The following is a 13,379-nucleotide window of genomic DNA, read 5'->3' as shown; positions in this document are numbered from 1 at the left end:
CTCACAATTTTTTGAAACGCTTGGTTTACCCGGCAATCAATGTTATGGAGCCCGCCTTGCGCGCCACAGGGCCCCTAGACTGAGATATTAGCAACGATTTGACGGAAAATGCGCAAGGAATGAAGGAAACTCCGCTTGGCAACACCAACGATTTCAGTGGTCATCCCCTGTCGCAATGAAGCTGACAACCTTGCTTTCCTGCTTGATGAGGTTGACAGCGCCATGCTGGGCCGCGCGTATGAAGTGATTGTCGTTGACGATGGCTCGACAGATTCCACCAGCGATGTACTGGCAGGCCGCATCCATGCAGGCAAGCCGCTGCGCCATATCCGTCATGATCGCTCCTCCGGGCAAAGCGCTGCTTTGCGATCCGGCGTTTTCGCGGCCCGCGGCCAGATTGTTGTGACAATGGATGGCGATGGGCAGAACAACCCGGCCTATCTGCCAGCGCTCGCAGATGCTTTGATCAATGCTGGCCCCGCTTTTGGTATCGCCGCCGGTCAGCGCCTCAAGCGCACAGATACCAAGCTCAAGCAGCTTTCTTCGCGCTTTGCCAACAATCTGCGCGGCGCGATCCTGAAAGACAAGACGCGCGATTCCGGTTGTGGACTGAAAGCCTTGCATACCGATCTATTCCGCCAACTGCCATTTTTTGACGGCTGGCACCGTTATCTGCCAGCGCTTGCGCTGCGTGAGGGCTTTGATGTCGTGCATATCGACGTCACCGACCGCGAACGGCGTCACGGCAAATCCAATTACGGTATTCTCGACCGAGGTCTGCGCGGCATTCTCGACCTTTATGGCGTATGGTGGTTGCGCAAGCGTCGCAAGGTTGTGCCACGCGTGACGGAGATCACCCATGACTGATATTTTTAGCAGCGTGGTCCAATGGCTTCATGATGTATTCGTGGCGCAGTGGGACGGCTGGATCATTCTGGGCTTCGTTGCGCAGGCCTGCTTCACAATGCGCTTTGTCGTGCAGTGGCTGGCATCTGAAAAGGCCAAAAAAAGCGTAATGCCTGTGGCTTTCTGGTTCTTTTCGCTGGTCGGCGGCGTTTTGCTGCTCATTTACGCAATTCAGCGCAAGGATCCAGTCTTTATCGCAGGCCAAGGCTTCGGCCTGATTGTCTACATTCGCAACCTTTGGCTGATTGCGAATGAGAAAAAGAGGCTTAGGGCAGCAAATTAATGGGCTTTTGCGGATAGCGACTGGATTTTCGACGTCCGTCCCACTGAGCGATAATCAAGCCCCGTCTCAGCAATGTCTTCGGCTTTGTAGACATTGCGCAGATCAATCAAAACATTACCATCCATCACACCGCGCAATCGCTTGAGATCAAGGGCGCGGTAGGCATTCCATTCGGTCAGCAGCGCTACAACGCCTGCACCTTCTGCGGCCTCATAGGCAGAGCCGCACCAGACCACATCGGGCAATACGGATCTTGCAGCATCCATTGCCTCAGGATCGTGCGCGCGCACGGTAATACCCGCCTTCTGAATCGCTGCAATAATATCCAGCGATGGCGATTCACGAATATCATCTGTATTCGGCTTGAAAGCGACCCCCAACACCGCAACAGTCTTCGTTCCGCTCTCATGGGCCGCGGCAACAATACGCTCTGCCATTGATTGCTTGCGCGCCTCATTGACTGCAATCACTTCTTCGATCAGCGACTGCGGTGCGCCATATTTCTTGCCGGTCGCGGCAAAGGCACGTGTATCTTTTGGAAAACACGAGCCGCCAAAGCCCGGCCCCGCATGCAGAAATTTTGAGCCAATGCGATTATCCATGCCGATGGCACGCGCAACTTCCTGCACGTTACCGCCGGTCTTTTCGCAAAGGTCGGCCACCTGATTGATGAATGTGACCTTCATCGCAAGAAAGGCATTGGCGGCATATTTGATGATTTCAGCATTTTCCAGCGACGTGATCACCATTGGCGTTTCACGTATATAAAGCGGCCGGTAAAGCCGCTGCATGGCAGCCTTACCACGCTCATCATCAACGCCGACGACGACGCGATCAGGCCGCATAAAATCTTCAATTGCCGAGCCTTCGCGCAGGAATTCCGGATTTGAAACCATAGAGAATTCAACACCCGGACGCGCAGCCGCAATGCGATCACGAATGCGCGCATTGGTGCCGACAACGACTGTCGACTTAATGACAACCACCGCTCCCGGCTTCATAGCGGCGGCAATTTCATCGGCAGCAGCTTCAATATATTGCAGATCAGCCTCGCCATCGCCGCGCCGTGACGGAGTGCCAACGGCGATCAGGATCACATCGGCATCGGCGACGCTTGTCGCCAAATCGGTACTGAATTCAAGCCGACCGTCACGAATATTACGACCCATAAGCTCATCAAGCCCCGGTTCGAAAATCGTAACCTTGCCCGCAGTGAGCCGCTCGATGATAGACGGATTCTTGTCGACACAGGTGACGTGAAAGCCGAATTCGGCAAAACACACACCCGACACCAGACCCACATAGCCCGTTCCGATCATCGCCAGCTTCATATGTTCAGTCCTTTAGTTGAGCTCAGAGCCATTTATCATAGTCTGACACCAAAAGGTGCAATGGCTGTTCGTTTTCCTCAATATTGGAAAAACGTCCAATCGGCTCGCGGAAAATATTATCCGTCAGGTCGTCGTTGACGGTCGAAACTTCTCCGATCAGCACGTCGCCCCCCTCACCCCAGAACGCGTGCCAGTTACCCGGCAAAAGCGTGACACTTTCGCCAGGGCTGAGCTTGAGATGCGCACCAGCCTTTTGCGTCACAAGGCGGCCATCGGTGGCAACCGTTACATCCGTTTCTTCATCAACGCTGCCATCCGCGCGCGAATTGAAGAGTTCGAGAACCAGCGTACCACCACCGCGATTGATGATGTCTTCTGCTTTGACCACATGGCGATGCATCGGCGAAATCTGATTCTTGCGCGAGATCATGATCTTTTCAGCATAGAGCATTCCACCGCCGCGCTTGAGGTCTTCAGCATTGCCATTGCGCGTCGTGAACAAAAACAATCCAAGATCAGCAAATTTGCCCTGACCGTAATCCGTAATGTCCCAGCCAAGACGCCCATCGCGAATGGCCTTTGCGTCGCTTGAAGTGCGCGTTTTCAACTCTTCGGGCGACCAGTAAGCGAAGGGAGGCATGACGTAGCCAAAAGAACGAATGAAAGCGTCGCTTTCGCGGATAATCTCGTTAACTTCAGAACGTTTCATGGCCTCTAAGCCTCCCATAGAATGAAACCGGATATATTTCGCAGTTTGGTAACTGCCTTTGAGTGCTCTTGGCAATCCCACACGCACACACCCCACACATTTGCAAACTGCTGCGCGTCATTTTGACGTGTCGTCTTTACGCGAAAATCATGTCGCATCCCAATGCGCGTTTAGAACATTTCAATGATTGAATCATGACAACGGAAGTCAGTTTGAACATGATCGCATGAACAGGCAAGCCATTGAGATAATGGGAAAAGCTGTGCTTCCAGAAGACAACGGGAACATTCCACCGGGCATGCGTCGCTGAGAGAACAGCGCCTGCAGGCTCATGATGATGGACACAGAGGGTTCAATACTATGGACGTTCGCAACGAAATGCTGGGGCTTTTGACCGGGCGCGACCCAAATTTCAGCCTTGAGCAGAAGTTTTACACGGATCCCGATTTTTACAAGCTGGACTTGGAAAACGTCTTCTATCGCGACTGGCTGTTTGTCGGCCACGATTGCGAGCTACCCAAAACCGGTTCTTATATGACCGTTCAGGTGGGTGCCTATCCGGTCGTGATCGTGCGCGATGCACAGGGTGGCATCCGCGCGTTTCACAATTCCTGCCGTCATCGCGGTTCACGCATCTGTTCTGCCGAAAAAGGCACTGCAGCAAAACTCGTCTGCCCTTATCATCAGTGGACCTATGAACTTGATGGTCGCCTTCTCTTTGCGCGTCAGGTCGGTCCGGATTTCAAGCCCGCCGACTATGGTTTGAAACAGGTTCATTGCGAGAGCGTCGCTGGTTATATCTATATCTGCGTTGCTGATGAAGCACCGGATTTCAACAGCTTCCGCAGTCTCGTTGAGCCTTATCTCGCCCCGCATAACATCAAGGAAGCCAAGGTCGCCTTTGAAAGCTCAATTATCGAGAAGGGCAACTGGAAGCTCGTGTGGGAAAACAACCGTGAGTGCTATCACTGTGCGGCCAACCACCCGGAGCTTTGCCGCACCTATCCCGAAGCACCGAGTGCTACCGGCGTGCAGGGCGTTATGGAAGACCCGGAAATCAACCAGCTCTGGAAGAACTGCGCAACGATCGGTTTGCCAGCCCAATTCACCATGTCGGACGATGGCCGCTATCGCATCACCCGCATTCCACTCTTGCGCGATGCTGTAAGCTACACCATGTCGGGCAAGCCGGCAGTCAAAAAGCCACTGAGCGATAAGGTTGCTGGTAACACCAATATCGGCGCAATGCTGCTCTTCAATTATCCATCCACGTGGAACCATCTGATGGCCGACCACGCTATCTCTTTCCGCGTGCTGCCGATCAGCGCCGAAGAGACCATGGTGACAACCAAATGGCTCGTTCACAAGGATGCGGTTGAAGGCGTTGATTATGATCTCAATGAACTGACCCATGTCTGGCTTCAGACCAATGATCAGGATCGTCAGATTGTGGAAGAAAATGCGGTCGGCATTCGCTCACCCGCTTATCAGCCCGGTCCTTACTCGGTTGAGCATGAAGGGGGCGTGATGCAGTTCCTCGAATGGTACACCAACACAGTCACACCTCGCCTGAAGGGTGAAACTGCGAAACTCAGCCGCGTTGCGTAAAATAAAGCCATTGAGAAGTGAGAAGGCCATGCAGCCTCTGAAATATCTGGACGAGATGCTGCCGTGGAACGACAGGCTGCAAATGCTGCAATGCATCTCGGCCATCGAAGAAGCGCCAGACGTCATGACCTTCTCCTTCAAAACGCTGGAGGACAACTGGTTCCGCTATACACCGGGCCAGTTTGTCACCCTCGAACTGCCGATTGAACGCGCTGATGGATTGGGGCCGGTGCTGCGGACCTATACGCTGTCATCGACCCCTTCGCGGCCCTACCATATCTCGGTCACGGTCAAGGCCCAGAAGGACAGTATCGGCACCCGCTGGATGCTTGATCATCTTCGCCCGCCGATGGCCATCAAAGCCTATGGCCCAAATGGTGACTTCTCGCTCGCCAATCATCCGAGCGACAAATATCTTTTCATCTCGGCTGGCTCCGGCATCACACCAATGGTGTCCATGACGCGCTGGCTGTTTGATTGTGCACCGACAAGCGATGTTGCTTTCATCAATTGCGCACGCACGCCCGACGACATTATTTTCCGCAAGGAGCTCGAACTGCTTTCAGGGCGCATGGAGGCCATGCGCCTTGCCTTTATCGTTGAACAATCCTCAGCCCGCCATGTCTGGCCCGGCCTACACGGGCGCATTGACCGCGCCCGACTGGAACTGCTGGCACCTGATTTCATGCAGCGCGAAGTATTTTGCTGCGGGCCTGAGCCATTCATGAATGGTGTGCGGAGCCTTTTGGAGCAATCAGGCTTCAATATGGCCAATTATCATCAGGAGAGCTTCCAACCTGCGACCGAAATCTCGTCGGTGCCAGTACCATCCGCTCTTGCTGTTGATACCCCAACCGCCCCTACCGCGCCCGCTGTTGCCCCGGCAAGCATTGTCTTCAGCCTGTCGGGCGTTGAAGTCGAATGCACCCAAAACGACACGATCCTGCTCGCAGCGCGCAATGGCGGGCTTAAAATTCCGAGTGCCTGCGAGTTCGGCATCTGCGGCACCTGCAAAGTCAAATGCATCGCTGGCGAAACCGAAATGAACCACAATGGCGGCATTCGTGATGACGAAGTGGCGGAAGGTTACATTCTTGCCTGTTGCAGCCGTCCGCGTGGTCGTGTCGAGATTGATGCCTGAACGACTTGACGGACCAAACCACATAGCGCACCACTATGCCGTTAAATTCAATGGAGTGCCTTATGATTGGTCATGCCCTTCTGGTTATCGATGTTCAGAACGATTTCTGTCCCGGTGGTGCGCTGGCTGTTGATAAAGGTGATGAAATTCTACCTGCAATCAACCGGCTGATTGATGAGAGCGAACATGTCATTCTGACACAGGACTGGCATCCGGCCGGCCATTCCAGCTTCGCCTCCAGCCACCCCGGAAAAAAGGCTTATGATAATGTTGAGATGGCTTATGGGCCACAAACATTATGGCCTGACCACTGCATTCAAGGCACCCATGGCGCTGACTTTCATCCCGATCTGCAACGGGACCGTGCGCAGCTTGTCATCCGCAAGGGCTTTCGTGTGGGAGTGGACAGCTATTCAGCTTTTTATGAAAACGACCGTCAAACACCAACCGGACTTGCGGGATATCTGCGTGACCGCAATATCGCATCATTGACACTTGCGGGACTTGCAACCGACTTCTGCGTCGCCTTTTCGGCCATGGATGCCGTATCACATGGATTTCAGGTGCGTGTCCGGCTTGATGCCTGTCGCGGCATTGATATTGGCGGCTCAATGAATGCGATGCTTGAGAAAATGCAAAAGGCAGGTGTTGAACTCATCAACGAACCCACCCTTGCATCGCATTTCATCTGATTATTTTTCGATCTCGCCATCCGGCAAAACGACATAAATCAGCACGGCAATGATGGTGATAAAGAAGCGGAATGCAGATTCGATGCCGTTCCAGGTTGACGACATCCACATGCCGAACCATTCGCCACCAATCGACATAAAGCCAACCTGCCAGACGAGGAAACCAAGCGATAGCCCACCAATGGCCCACTTCTTGGAACGGTTGAAGCTTTGTGCATCACCGCTCAAACGGCCACACATGGCAAAAGCACCGATCCAGCAGAGAATTGCAGTCAATGTTTCTGCTGCAATAATCATGATATAGGCGGCATTGTGCAGGAAATTGCTTTCAATCGCCCGATACTTGATTGTTGCATCCGGGAAGATCGTATCCATCAGAAGCACGTGCTGAACGAAGGCAAAATTGCTGCCGTAATCAGTGATATTGCCGAAAGAAACGAGTGTTGCAAAAAAAGCAATCGCCGCGACAAAGACGGTTTTGCTTAAACGGGTGACGACCATGGAAAACCCCTCTCCAAAAAAGTCGTAGCCACAGCCTTTTTGAAGCTGACAGCTTATGAAGATACGCTCAGACGGGCCATACCGTGAGTGGAGCAACGCTTGCCAACTCTTTTGATTCGGTCAACAAAAAAGGCGGCAATTGCCGCCTTTTATCGCTATTTATCATTCGCAACTCATTGAAGGGCTGTCTCGTCAGCCTCTTTCTGCCATTCAGGGTTTTTCTTGTTATAACGGATTGAGGATATGAAGGAGAGACCAATCAAAACTGCACCGATAAGACCAGTAATAACTTCCGGAATATGGTAGAGTGTCTGTACATACATGATCACTGCCAGCACCAGAATGGCGTAAAATGCGCCGTGCTCCAGATAGCGATACTGGCCGAGCGTCTTACGCTCCACCAACATAATGGTGAGCGAGCGCACATAAAACGCACCAATACCAAGACCAATCGCAATCACAAACAGGTTCGTCGTCAGCGCAAAGGCACCGATGACACCGTCGAACGAGAAGCTGGCATCAAGCACTTCCAGATAAATGAATGCGCCAAGCCCACCCCGGTGAACCATGTCCACCTGCTCCTGTGAGGCATCAAGAACAGCACCCAGCCCCTCAACCGCAAGGAAGGTCAGCAAACCAAACAGCGCAGCCACAAGGAAAGTGTGCGAGTGTTCGGCATCAAGCTGGTAGGAGAAAAACAGGATAAGTGCGACGGCAACACCAATCTCGATCCCCTGAACCGAAGCAAACTTCGACATGCGGCTCTCAATGGCCTTGACCCAATGCACGTCCTTCTCGACATCGAAAAAGTATTTCATGCCAACCATCATGAGGAATGTGCCACCAAAGGCGGCAATGCCCGTGTGAGATTCTGCAATCACCCGCGCATATTCATCCGGTTGCCAGATAGCAAGTTTGAGTGCGGAAAGAGGGTCTGTCCACATAGCAACTGCGACAATGGCAAGCGGGAAGATGATACGCATGCCAAAGACAGCAATCACAATGCCCCATGTCAGAAATCGATGCTGCCACTTCGGCGTCATGTCGCGCAGGATACGCGCGTTTACAATAGCATTGTCAAAGGATAGCGAGATTTCCAGAACACTGAGCACCGCGCAGATGATAAAAACGGAAATCATGCCACCGACCGTGCCCGTCATCGAATATCCGAGCCAGAGCGCGCCGAGAAAGCCTATGACCGTAAAAACGGCAGGCCAGATAAAATATTTATAAGTGGTCATCGCAAACCATTTGATTATGTGTTGATAAGACAGGTCGACATATCAACCTGAAAAGAAGCCAAGCCAACGGTGCCCCTCCTGCGGCGCAACGCTTATGTAAGAAACGTGCGCTCCGCGAACAAGCAAGACTGTGGTCAAATTTTGTTCACGAAAAAACGCAATATTCAAAATTACGTGATCGACTGATCATCCACCACGAATCCATCAAAAAGTCACATAGCAATTTCCGGGTTTTGTCATAGACTTAAATAAATCGCGTATATCTGAGATGACAAGGAATACTGCCATGATCACAGGACCACAATGTCGCGCAGCACGGGCGCTGGTGGAATTTTCGCGGGATCGTCTTGCCCAGCTATCCGGTATCGACGCGCAGGTCATCGAATATTTCGAAAGAAAAATCAATGCGCCCACTGACGAACAGAACAAGGCCCTGCAAGATACGCTCGAAAAGGTCGGAGCACAGTTCATCTGGGAGAATGGCGGCGGACTTGGCGTGAGACTGAAATTCAACCGCTCAGAATCAAAACGCATTGCAAGCCTTGAAAACGAAGGCGGCGTCTCTGGTTATGACGATGTTCCCTGATCATGAAAGGGGCGACCGTCTTGTCGCCCTACCCCCTGAAAATTAATCACTTTTCTCAAGCAGAGTTTCTACTTTCATTTTCCGTGCCGCCTCGGTTGATTGAATAATGCTGGCAACGCCCACGTAAAAACAAGCAAAATAACCCCTGCCGCTGATCGTCAATTGAGTAAAACTGTGTAACAATCGAACTTTTCAGTTTATTTACCGGCACGATTAACATATTGATGTTAATGAGCCTTTTCTGGAAATACTTTAATTTATTCTAAATTACGCTCCCGGGGGATTAGACCAAAATGAAGCTGAATTCAGGCAATGGTGGCAAGAGTTTTGCGGGTATGACTATGCGTAACATCCTTTTAGCAAGCACATTTGCCGTAATGCCAACGGCGTCTGCATTGGCGGCCGACATTATAGCGCCGGCACCTGTTCAAACAGAAATACAGGATCAACAACGCTGGCGCGTGATCTTCAGCCCTTATGTATGGGGTGCATCACTGAATGGTAATGCTGGCTTGCTCGGTCGCTCTACCACTGTGGACGTTCCTTTTAAGGATATTTTCAACAATCTCGATATGAGTTTCATGGGCAATGTCGAGATTAGCAACGGCACGTTTGGCGCTTATTTTGATGGGCAATACACCAAGACCAGCCAGGACGAAGATGTTCTCGGCAGACAGCTTGGACTGGACATTGTCTCTATAACGCTGACCGGCGGTGTTTTTTATCGTATTTATCAGCATGATCTGGATGGTCTGACCTATTTTGGCAAACAGCGCGTTTTTGCGATTGAGCCAACGGCGGGCGTTCGCTGGACGCAGCTGAAAGCAACATTGAGCGTGGGGCCTTACACCGAGTCCCGCAAGAAAGACTGGACAGATCCATTTATCGGAACACGCGTACTTTACGACATTAATGATCGCTGGAATATCGCCGCAGAAGCAGATATCGGCGGCTTTGGTGCAGGAACGAAACTGAGCGCCAATGGTCAGATTTACCTTGGCTACCGCACCAAGCTGTTTGACTTACCTACAATATGGCGCGTCGGCTATCGTGCGCTTCATCAAAATTACCGCGACAACGATACGCGTGAAAAGTTCAAATATGATGTGACGCAGCATGGGCCAGTGGTTGGTTTTTCAGTTGTGTTCTAAGCTGAAAAAACCCGGACCAATAGGAAGCCGCCTGTGATAACGGGCGGCTTTTTGTTTAGAAAGAAATAAGCACATCCCTATTTCGTCCTTGCAACATATTCCTTTCTGGCTTCAACTAAGGCCTTATAGGGCTGGGACTTGGCTTTCTGATTGTTCACAAAGGCTGCCCGTCCTGACATATCTCAAGCAATGAGAAACGGATGTCTCTGATTTTTGAACTTTCAGTCTATGCTTCTTTCATCATCTTTTTACTGCTGGGGGTGTGTTTCTACGCTATGGGCCATATTGCGCTCCACCTGCTTTCCCAGCATGCAAACCATGATGTGTTGTCCGTACCAATCGGTGCATTCATAAGCACAATCGCAACGGCATGGGCATTATCGCTGGGGTTTGTTGCCGCCGATATCTGGACCGCAAACTCCAAAGCGGACCAAGCCACCAGTGAAGAAAGATCATCGATTTCACGACTTGTTGGCGCCGCAAGCCCCGATATTCTCAATGTACCTGCCTTGCGCAGCGCGCTTGTCGATTATCGCGATGCAGTCGTGAAAGACGAATGGCTGAAACACAGCAATATCGAGCCGGCAGTAGCGGTCGAAATCGCATTGCAGAACATCCGCCGCGAGATTGTCGACCTCGCACGAACGGATATTCCGACACCCATCATTTCGCAGCTCGTCCATGATTTCGATGAATTGCAGGACGCGCGCAATACGCGCTTGTCCGTAGGGTCGACCTCTGTCGATATGTATAAATGGTATATGCTGCTGTTTCTGACGATCCTCACGGCCATCACCATCGCAGCCACCCATGCAGATCGAGTGGTAGCAGGCATCAAATCCTTGATTATCTATTCAACCACCGCTGCATTTTGTCTGTGGATCTTGGCAATCCATGCCAACCCCTATCAGGGAATTGAGCGCATACAACCCTCACTGTTGTTCACAAACCATAAGCTGGGATAAACCGCCATCATTACATGCTTCCCAAATAGCCGCCATTTAAGGCCATTGATGCTAGCGATCGGCGCAACAGTTTTGTTCGCAGCCATTCCGCAGGCCAATGCTGCAACCTTTCGGGTTTGCCACGGCTATGACTGCTCCTATAAAACCAAAGTCATCCTCACTGCGAAGGACTTGAGCCGCATTGAGCGCCTGTTGCGGCAAGGCGCTCAATCCCCTGCCGACGAGCGCAAGGCGCTGCGGCAAGCCGTGGCACTTTTTGAGGAGCGCAGCACACTCACAATCGGAGTGCGCGACAAGCCACGCATGCAGTTTGGTCGGGCACGCATCAAGGGGCAAATGGATTGTGTTGACGAATCAACGAATACAGACAACTTTATCCGCTATCTTCATTCTCGCGGTTGGCTGAAATATCATCAGCCCGCACGCAAAACGACGCGTGGCAGTTTCTTTGATGGCCGCTATCCACATTGGACAGCCGTCATTGAGGACAACAGCGGTGTGAAGTGGGTGGTAGACTCTTGGTTTGAAGCAGGCGGCGGCCTGCCAGACATCATGCCTTTGAGCGAATGGAAACGCCGTGGCTATGGCGGCGAACGATGAAAACTCATGAACATGTGAACGAAGTACCATTTGAAAAGCAGGGGGTTATCAATGTCTATTCTGAAAAAATCATTTACAGCCGCATGCACCAGCGTGCTCGTCGCTGCCAGCATGCTGGCGGCACCGGTCGTGGAAGCGTGCACACGCGTGGTCTATCTTGGCGCCGATGACCAAATCATCACAGCACGCTCAATGGACTGGAGTGTCGATGTTGGCACCAACCTCTGGATTTTCCCGCGCGGCATGAAACGCAGCGGCGAAGCTGGTCCAAACTCCATCCAGTGGACCTCAAAATATGGCAGCGTCATCTCATCAGGCTACGATATTTCCACCACCGACGGAATGAACGAGGCCGGTCTCGTTGCCAACGTGCTATGGCTGGTTGAATCCCAATATCCTAAATATGACGGCACAGGTCCAGGGCTTTCAATCGCAGCCTGGGCGCAATATGTTCTCGATAATTTCGCCACTGTCGATGAAGCTGTCACAGCGCTAAGCGCCAATCCCTTCACAATCGTCACCGATTATGTTCCAGGCGAAAACAGGCTTGCAACACTGCATCTTGCAATATCGGATGCATCCGGCGACAGTGCAATTGTAGAATATATCGACGGCAAGCAGGTCATTCACCACAGCCCAAAATATCAGGTTCTGACCAATTCGCCGACCTTTGACGAGCAACTCGCCCTTCATTCTTACTGGACGCAGATTGGCGGCACCGTGATGCTGCCGGGCACAAACCGGGCTTCGGACCGCTTCACGCGCGCGTCATTTTATATCAATGCCGTTCCAAAAACCAACGATGCGGTTGAATCCATCGCAAGTGTGTTCAGCGTCATCCGCAACGCTTCCGTCCCTTACGGCTTAACGACACCGGACCAGCCCAATATCTCTTCGACACGCTGGCGCACGGTGTCTGACCAGAAACGCAAACTGTATTTCTTTGAATCAGCCCTCACGCCGAATATTTTCTGGGTTGATCTGAACACAATTGATTTTTCTGCCGACAAGGGAAAAGTGCAGAAACTTGATCTTGGTCCTGATCAGCGCAACATTTTTTCAGGTGTTGCAAACAAGGAATTCAAGGACGCAGAACCTTTCAAGTTCCTGGGAATTTAAAGCGCGCTATGATTCAATCAAATCGAAACGCATTCTAAAGCCCATCCAAAAAATCTGAACCAATTGCCTTTTCACGCGTTAACTCATCACAACAACCAGAACGGAGGAAATCCAATGGACTGGAACCGCGTAGAAGGCAATTGGAAGCAAGCAAAGGGTAAGATCAAGGAGCAGTGGGGCAAGCTCACTGATGATGATCTCGACCAGATCAACGGTCGCCGCGAACAGTTGGAAGGCAAGATTCAGGAGCGCTATGGCATCGAGAAGGACCGGGTAAAATCGGATATCGATGACTGGTATAAACACCAGAGCTGGCTCTCGTGATAACAGCGTATTGAACATAGAATAAAGCCCTGCCCTTTGGCGGGGCTTTATTCTTTAAAACCCTTTTTAATTAGAGCATTTCCAATAATTCAATCCAAACAGGAAACACTCTACGGCGTAGACTCATAAACTGATGCACCAGATGCGGACAGCGATGAGTTTGACAGCAGCCAGGAAATTGGCCGGGTTTTTGTCGTAACGTGTTGCAATGCCGCGATAGTG

Annotated in this window: 15 protein-coding genes and 1 pseudogene; 11 read left to right on the top strand and 5 right to left on the bottom strand. The window is 51.6% G+C overall.

Features of this window, described 5'->3' with window-relative positions; all coding sequences use genetic code 11:
* Positions 1-135: 135 nt before the first annotated feature.
* Both ABE530_RS09500 and ABE530_RS09495 read left to right on the top strand, forming a co-directional pair.
* Positions 136-867 (top strand): glycosyltransferase family 2 protein, encoded by a 732-nt coding sequence (locus ABE530_RS09500; RefSeq protein WP_265985445.1) that lies wholly within the window; start codon positions 136-138, stop codon positions 865-867.
* Positions 860-1,189: a lipid-A-disaccharide synthase N-terminal domain-containing protein gene (locus ABE530_RS09495; protein ID WP_265985446.1), complete on the top strand. Its 330-nt coding sequence runs from the start codon at positions 860-862 to the stop codon at positions 1,187-1,189. Before ABE530_RS09500 ends, ABE530_RS09495 begins: the two co-directional genes overlap by 8 nt.
* Here the strand turns inward: ABE530_RS09495 and ABE530_RS09490 are convergent.
* Positions 1,186-2,520 (bottom strand): UDP-glucose dehydrogenase family protein, encoded by a 1,335-nt coding sequence (locus ABE530_RS09490; protein ID WP_396997597.1) that lies wholly within the window; start codon positions 2,518-2,520, stop codon positions 1,186-1,188. The genes ABE530_RS09495 and ABE530_RS09490 overlap by 4 nt on opposite strands.
* A 22-nt stretch (positions 2,521-2,542) precedes the next feature.
* Entirely contained in the window at positions 2,543-3,229 is a 687-nt protein-coding gene (locus ABE530_RS09485; protein WP_499694364.1) for a D-lyxose/D-mannose family sugar isomerase, read from the bottom strand.
* A 360-nt stretch (positions 3,230-3,589) separates the two neighbouring features.
* Between ABE530_RS09485 and ABE530_RS09480 the strand changes: the two genes are divergently transcribed.
* The 3 genes from ABE530_RS09480 (at position 3,590) to pncA (ending at position 6,670) form a co-directional block, all read left to right on the top strand.
* Positions 3,590-4,837, top strand: coding sequence for an aromatic ring-hydroxylating oxygenase subunit alpha (locus tag ABE530_RS09480; RefSeq protein ID WP_265985449.1), 1,248 nt, complete (start codon positions 3,590-3,592; stop codon positions 4,835-4,837).
* A 28-nt stretch (positions 4,838-4,865) separates the two neighbouring features.
* The gene (locus tag ABE530_RS09475) at positions 4,866-5,978 is read left to right on the top strand and encodes an FAD-binding oxidoreductase (protein ID WP_499694363.1); all 1,113 of its coding nucleotides are present in this window, start codon (positions 4,866-4,868) and stop codon (positions 5,976-5,978) included.
* 62 nt (positions 5,979-6,040) lie between these two features.
* On the top strand, positions 6,041-6,670 hold the full coding sequence (pncA, locus tag ABE530_RS09470; RefSeq protein ID WP_499694362.1) for a bifunctional nicotinamidase/pyrazinamidase: 630 nt from the start codon (positions 6,041-6,043) through the stop codon (positions 6,668-6,670).
* On the opposite strand, the gene ABE530_RS09465 is transcribed toward pncA, so the two are convergent.
* Positions 6,671-7,171: a DUF2165 family protein gene (locus tag ABE530_RS09465; RefSeq protein ID WP_396997605.1), complete on the bottom strand. Its 501-nt coding sequence runs from the start codon at positions 7,169-7,171 to the stop codon at positions 6,671-6,673.
* A 173-nt stretch (positions 7,172-7,344) separates the two neighbouring features.
* Complete coding sequence (locus ABE530_RS09460; RefSeq protein WP_265985453.1) at positions 7,345-8,412, bottom strand: DUF475 domain-containing protein; 1,068 nt, start codon at positions 8,410-8,412, stop codon at positions 7,345-7,347.
* A gap of 286 nt (positions 8,413-8,698) precedes the next feature.
* On the opposite strand from ABE530_RS09460, the gene ABE530_RS09455 reads away from it, so the two are divergent.
* From ABE530_RS09455 to ABE530_RS09430, 6 genes are all read left to right on the top strand, one after another.
* Positions 8,699-8,998: an XRE family transcriptional regulator gene (locus tag ABE530_RS09455; RefSeq protein WP_396997607.1), complete on the top strand. Its 300-nt coding sequence runs from the start codon at positions 8,699-8,701 to the stop codon at positions 8,996-8,998.
* Between the two features lie 341 nt (positions 8,999-9,339).
* Entirely contained in the window at positions 9,340-10,149 is an 810-nt protein-coding gene (locus ABE530_RS09450; RefSeq protein WP_499694455.1) for a hypothetical protein, read from the top strand.
* Positions 10,150-10,349: 200 nt separating this feature from the next.
* Positions 10,350-11,114: a bestrophin-like domain gene (locus ABE530_RS09445; RefSeq protein ID WP_396997609.1), complete on the top strand. Its 765-nt coding sequence runs from the start codon at positions 10,350-10,352 to the stop codon at positions 11,112-11,114.
* A 48-nt stretch (positions 11,115-11,162) separates the two neighbouring features.
* Positions 11,163-11,714 (top strand): hypothetical protein, encoded by a 552-nt coding sequence (locus tag ABE530_RS09440; RefSeq protein WP_265985456.1) that lies wholly within the window; start codon positions 11,163-11,165, stop codon positions 11,712-11,714.
* 51 nt (positions 11,715-11,765) lie between these two features.
* Positions 11,766-12,833, top strand: a complete 1,068-nt coding sequence (locus ABE530_RS09435; protein ID WP_265985457.1) for a linear amide C-N hydrolase — start codon at positions 11,766-11,768, stop codon at positions 12,831-12,833.
* 114 nt (positions 12,834-12,947) lie between these two features.
* Positions 12,948-13,157: a CsbD family protein gene (locus ABE530_RS09430; protein WP_265985458.1), complete on the top strand. Its 210-nt coding sequence runs from the start codon at positions 12,948-12,950 to the stop codon at positions 13,155-13,157.
* Between the two features lie 123 nt (positions 13,158-13,280).
* Here ABE530_RS09430 and ABE530_RS09425 read toward each other — a convergent pair.
* Positions 13,281-13,379 (bottom strand): annotated as a pseudogene (locus tag ABE530_RS09425) (IS5/IS1182 family transposase); the annotation flags it as partial.

Origin of the sequence: Brucella sp. TWI559 (assembly GCF_039674265.1) — a bacterium.
GTDB lineage: Bacteria > Pseudomonadota > Alphaproteobacteria > Rhizobiales > Rhizobiaceae > Brucella > Brucella chromiisoli.
This window is presented reverse-complemented; position numbering and strand designations above follow the sequence as displayed.

Bases quoted from the DNA above. Each gene is read 5' to 3' on its own strand.
- ABE530_RS09495 (WP_265985446.1), top strand. From the start codon at position 860: ATGACTGATATTTTTAGCAGCGTGGTCCAATGGCTTCATGATGTATTC.
- ABE530_RS09490 (WP_396997597.1), bottom strand. From the start codon at position 2,520: ATGAAGCTGGCGATGATCGGAACGGGCTATGTGGGTCTGGTGTCGGGT.
- ABE530_RS09485 (WP_499694364.1), bottom strand. From the start codon at position 3,229: ATGAAACGTTCTGAAGTTAACGAGATTATCCGCGAAAGCGACGCTTTC.
- ABE530_RS09480 (WP_265985449.1), top strand. From the start codon at position 3,590: ATGGACGTTCGCAACGAAATGCTGGGGCTTTTGACCGGGCGCGACCCA.
- ABE530_RS09475 (WP_499694363.1), top strand. From the start codon at position 4,866: ATGCAGCCTCTGAAATATCTGGACGAGATGCTGCCGTGGAACGACAGG.
- pncA (WP_499694362.1), top strand. From the start codon at position 6,041: ATGATTGGTCATGCCCTTCTGGTTATCGATGTTCAGAACGATTTCTGT.
- ABE530_RS09465 (WP_396997605.1), bottom strand. From the start codon at position 7,171: ATGGTCGTCACCCGTTTAAGCAAAACCGTCTTTGTCGCGGCGATTGCT.
- ABE530_RS09460 (WP_265985453.1), bottom strand. From the start codon at position 8,412: ATGACCACTTATAAATATTTTATCTGGCCTGCCGTTTTTACGGTCATA.
- ABE530_RS09455 (WP_396997607.1), top strand. From the start codon at position 8,699: ATGATCACAGGACCACAATGTCGCGCAGCACGGGCGCTGGTGGAATTT.
- ABE530_RS09450 (WP_499694455.1), top strand. From the start codon at position 9,340: ATGCGTAACATCCTTTTAGCAAGCACATTTGCCGTAATGCCAACGGCG.
- ABE530_RS09445 (WP_396997609.1), top strand. From the start codon at position 10,350: ATGTCTCTGATTTTTGAACTTTCAGTCTATGCTTCTTTCATCATCTTT.
- ABE530_RS09440 (WP_265985456.1), top strand. From the start codon at position 11,163: ATGCTAGCGATCGGCGCAACAGTTTTGTTCGCAGCCATTCCGCAGGCC.
- ABE530_RS09435 (WP_265985457.1), top strand. From the start codon at position 11,766: ATGTCTATTCTGAAAAAATCATTTACAGCCGCATGCACCAGCGTGCTC.
- ABE530_RS09430 (WP_265985458.1), top strand. From the start codon at position 12,948: ATGGACTGGAACCGCGTAGAAGGCAATTGGAAGCAAGCAAAGGGTAAG.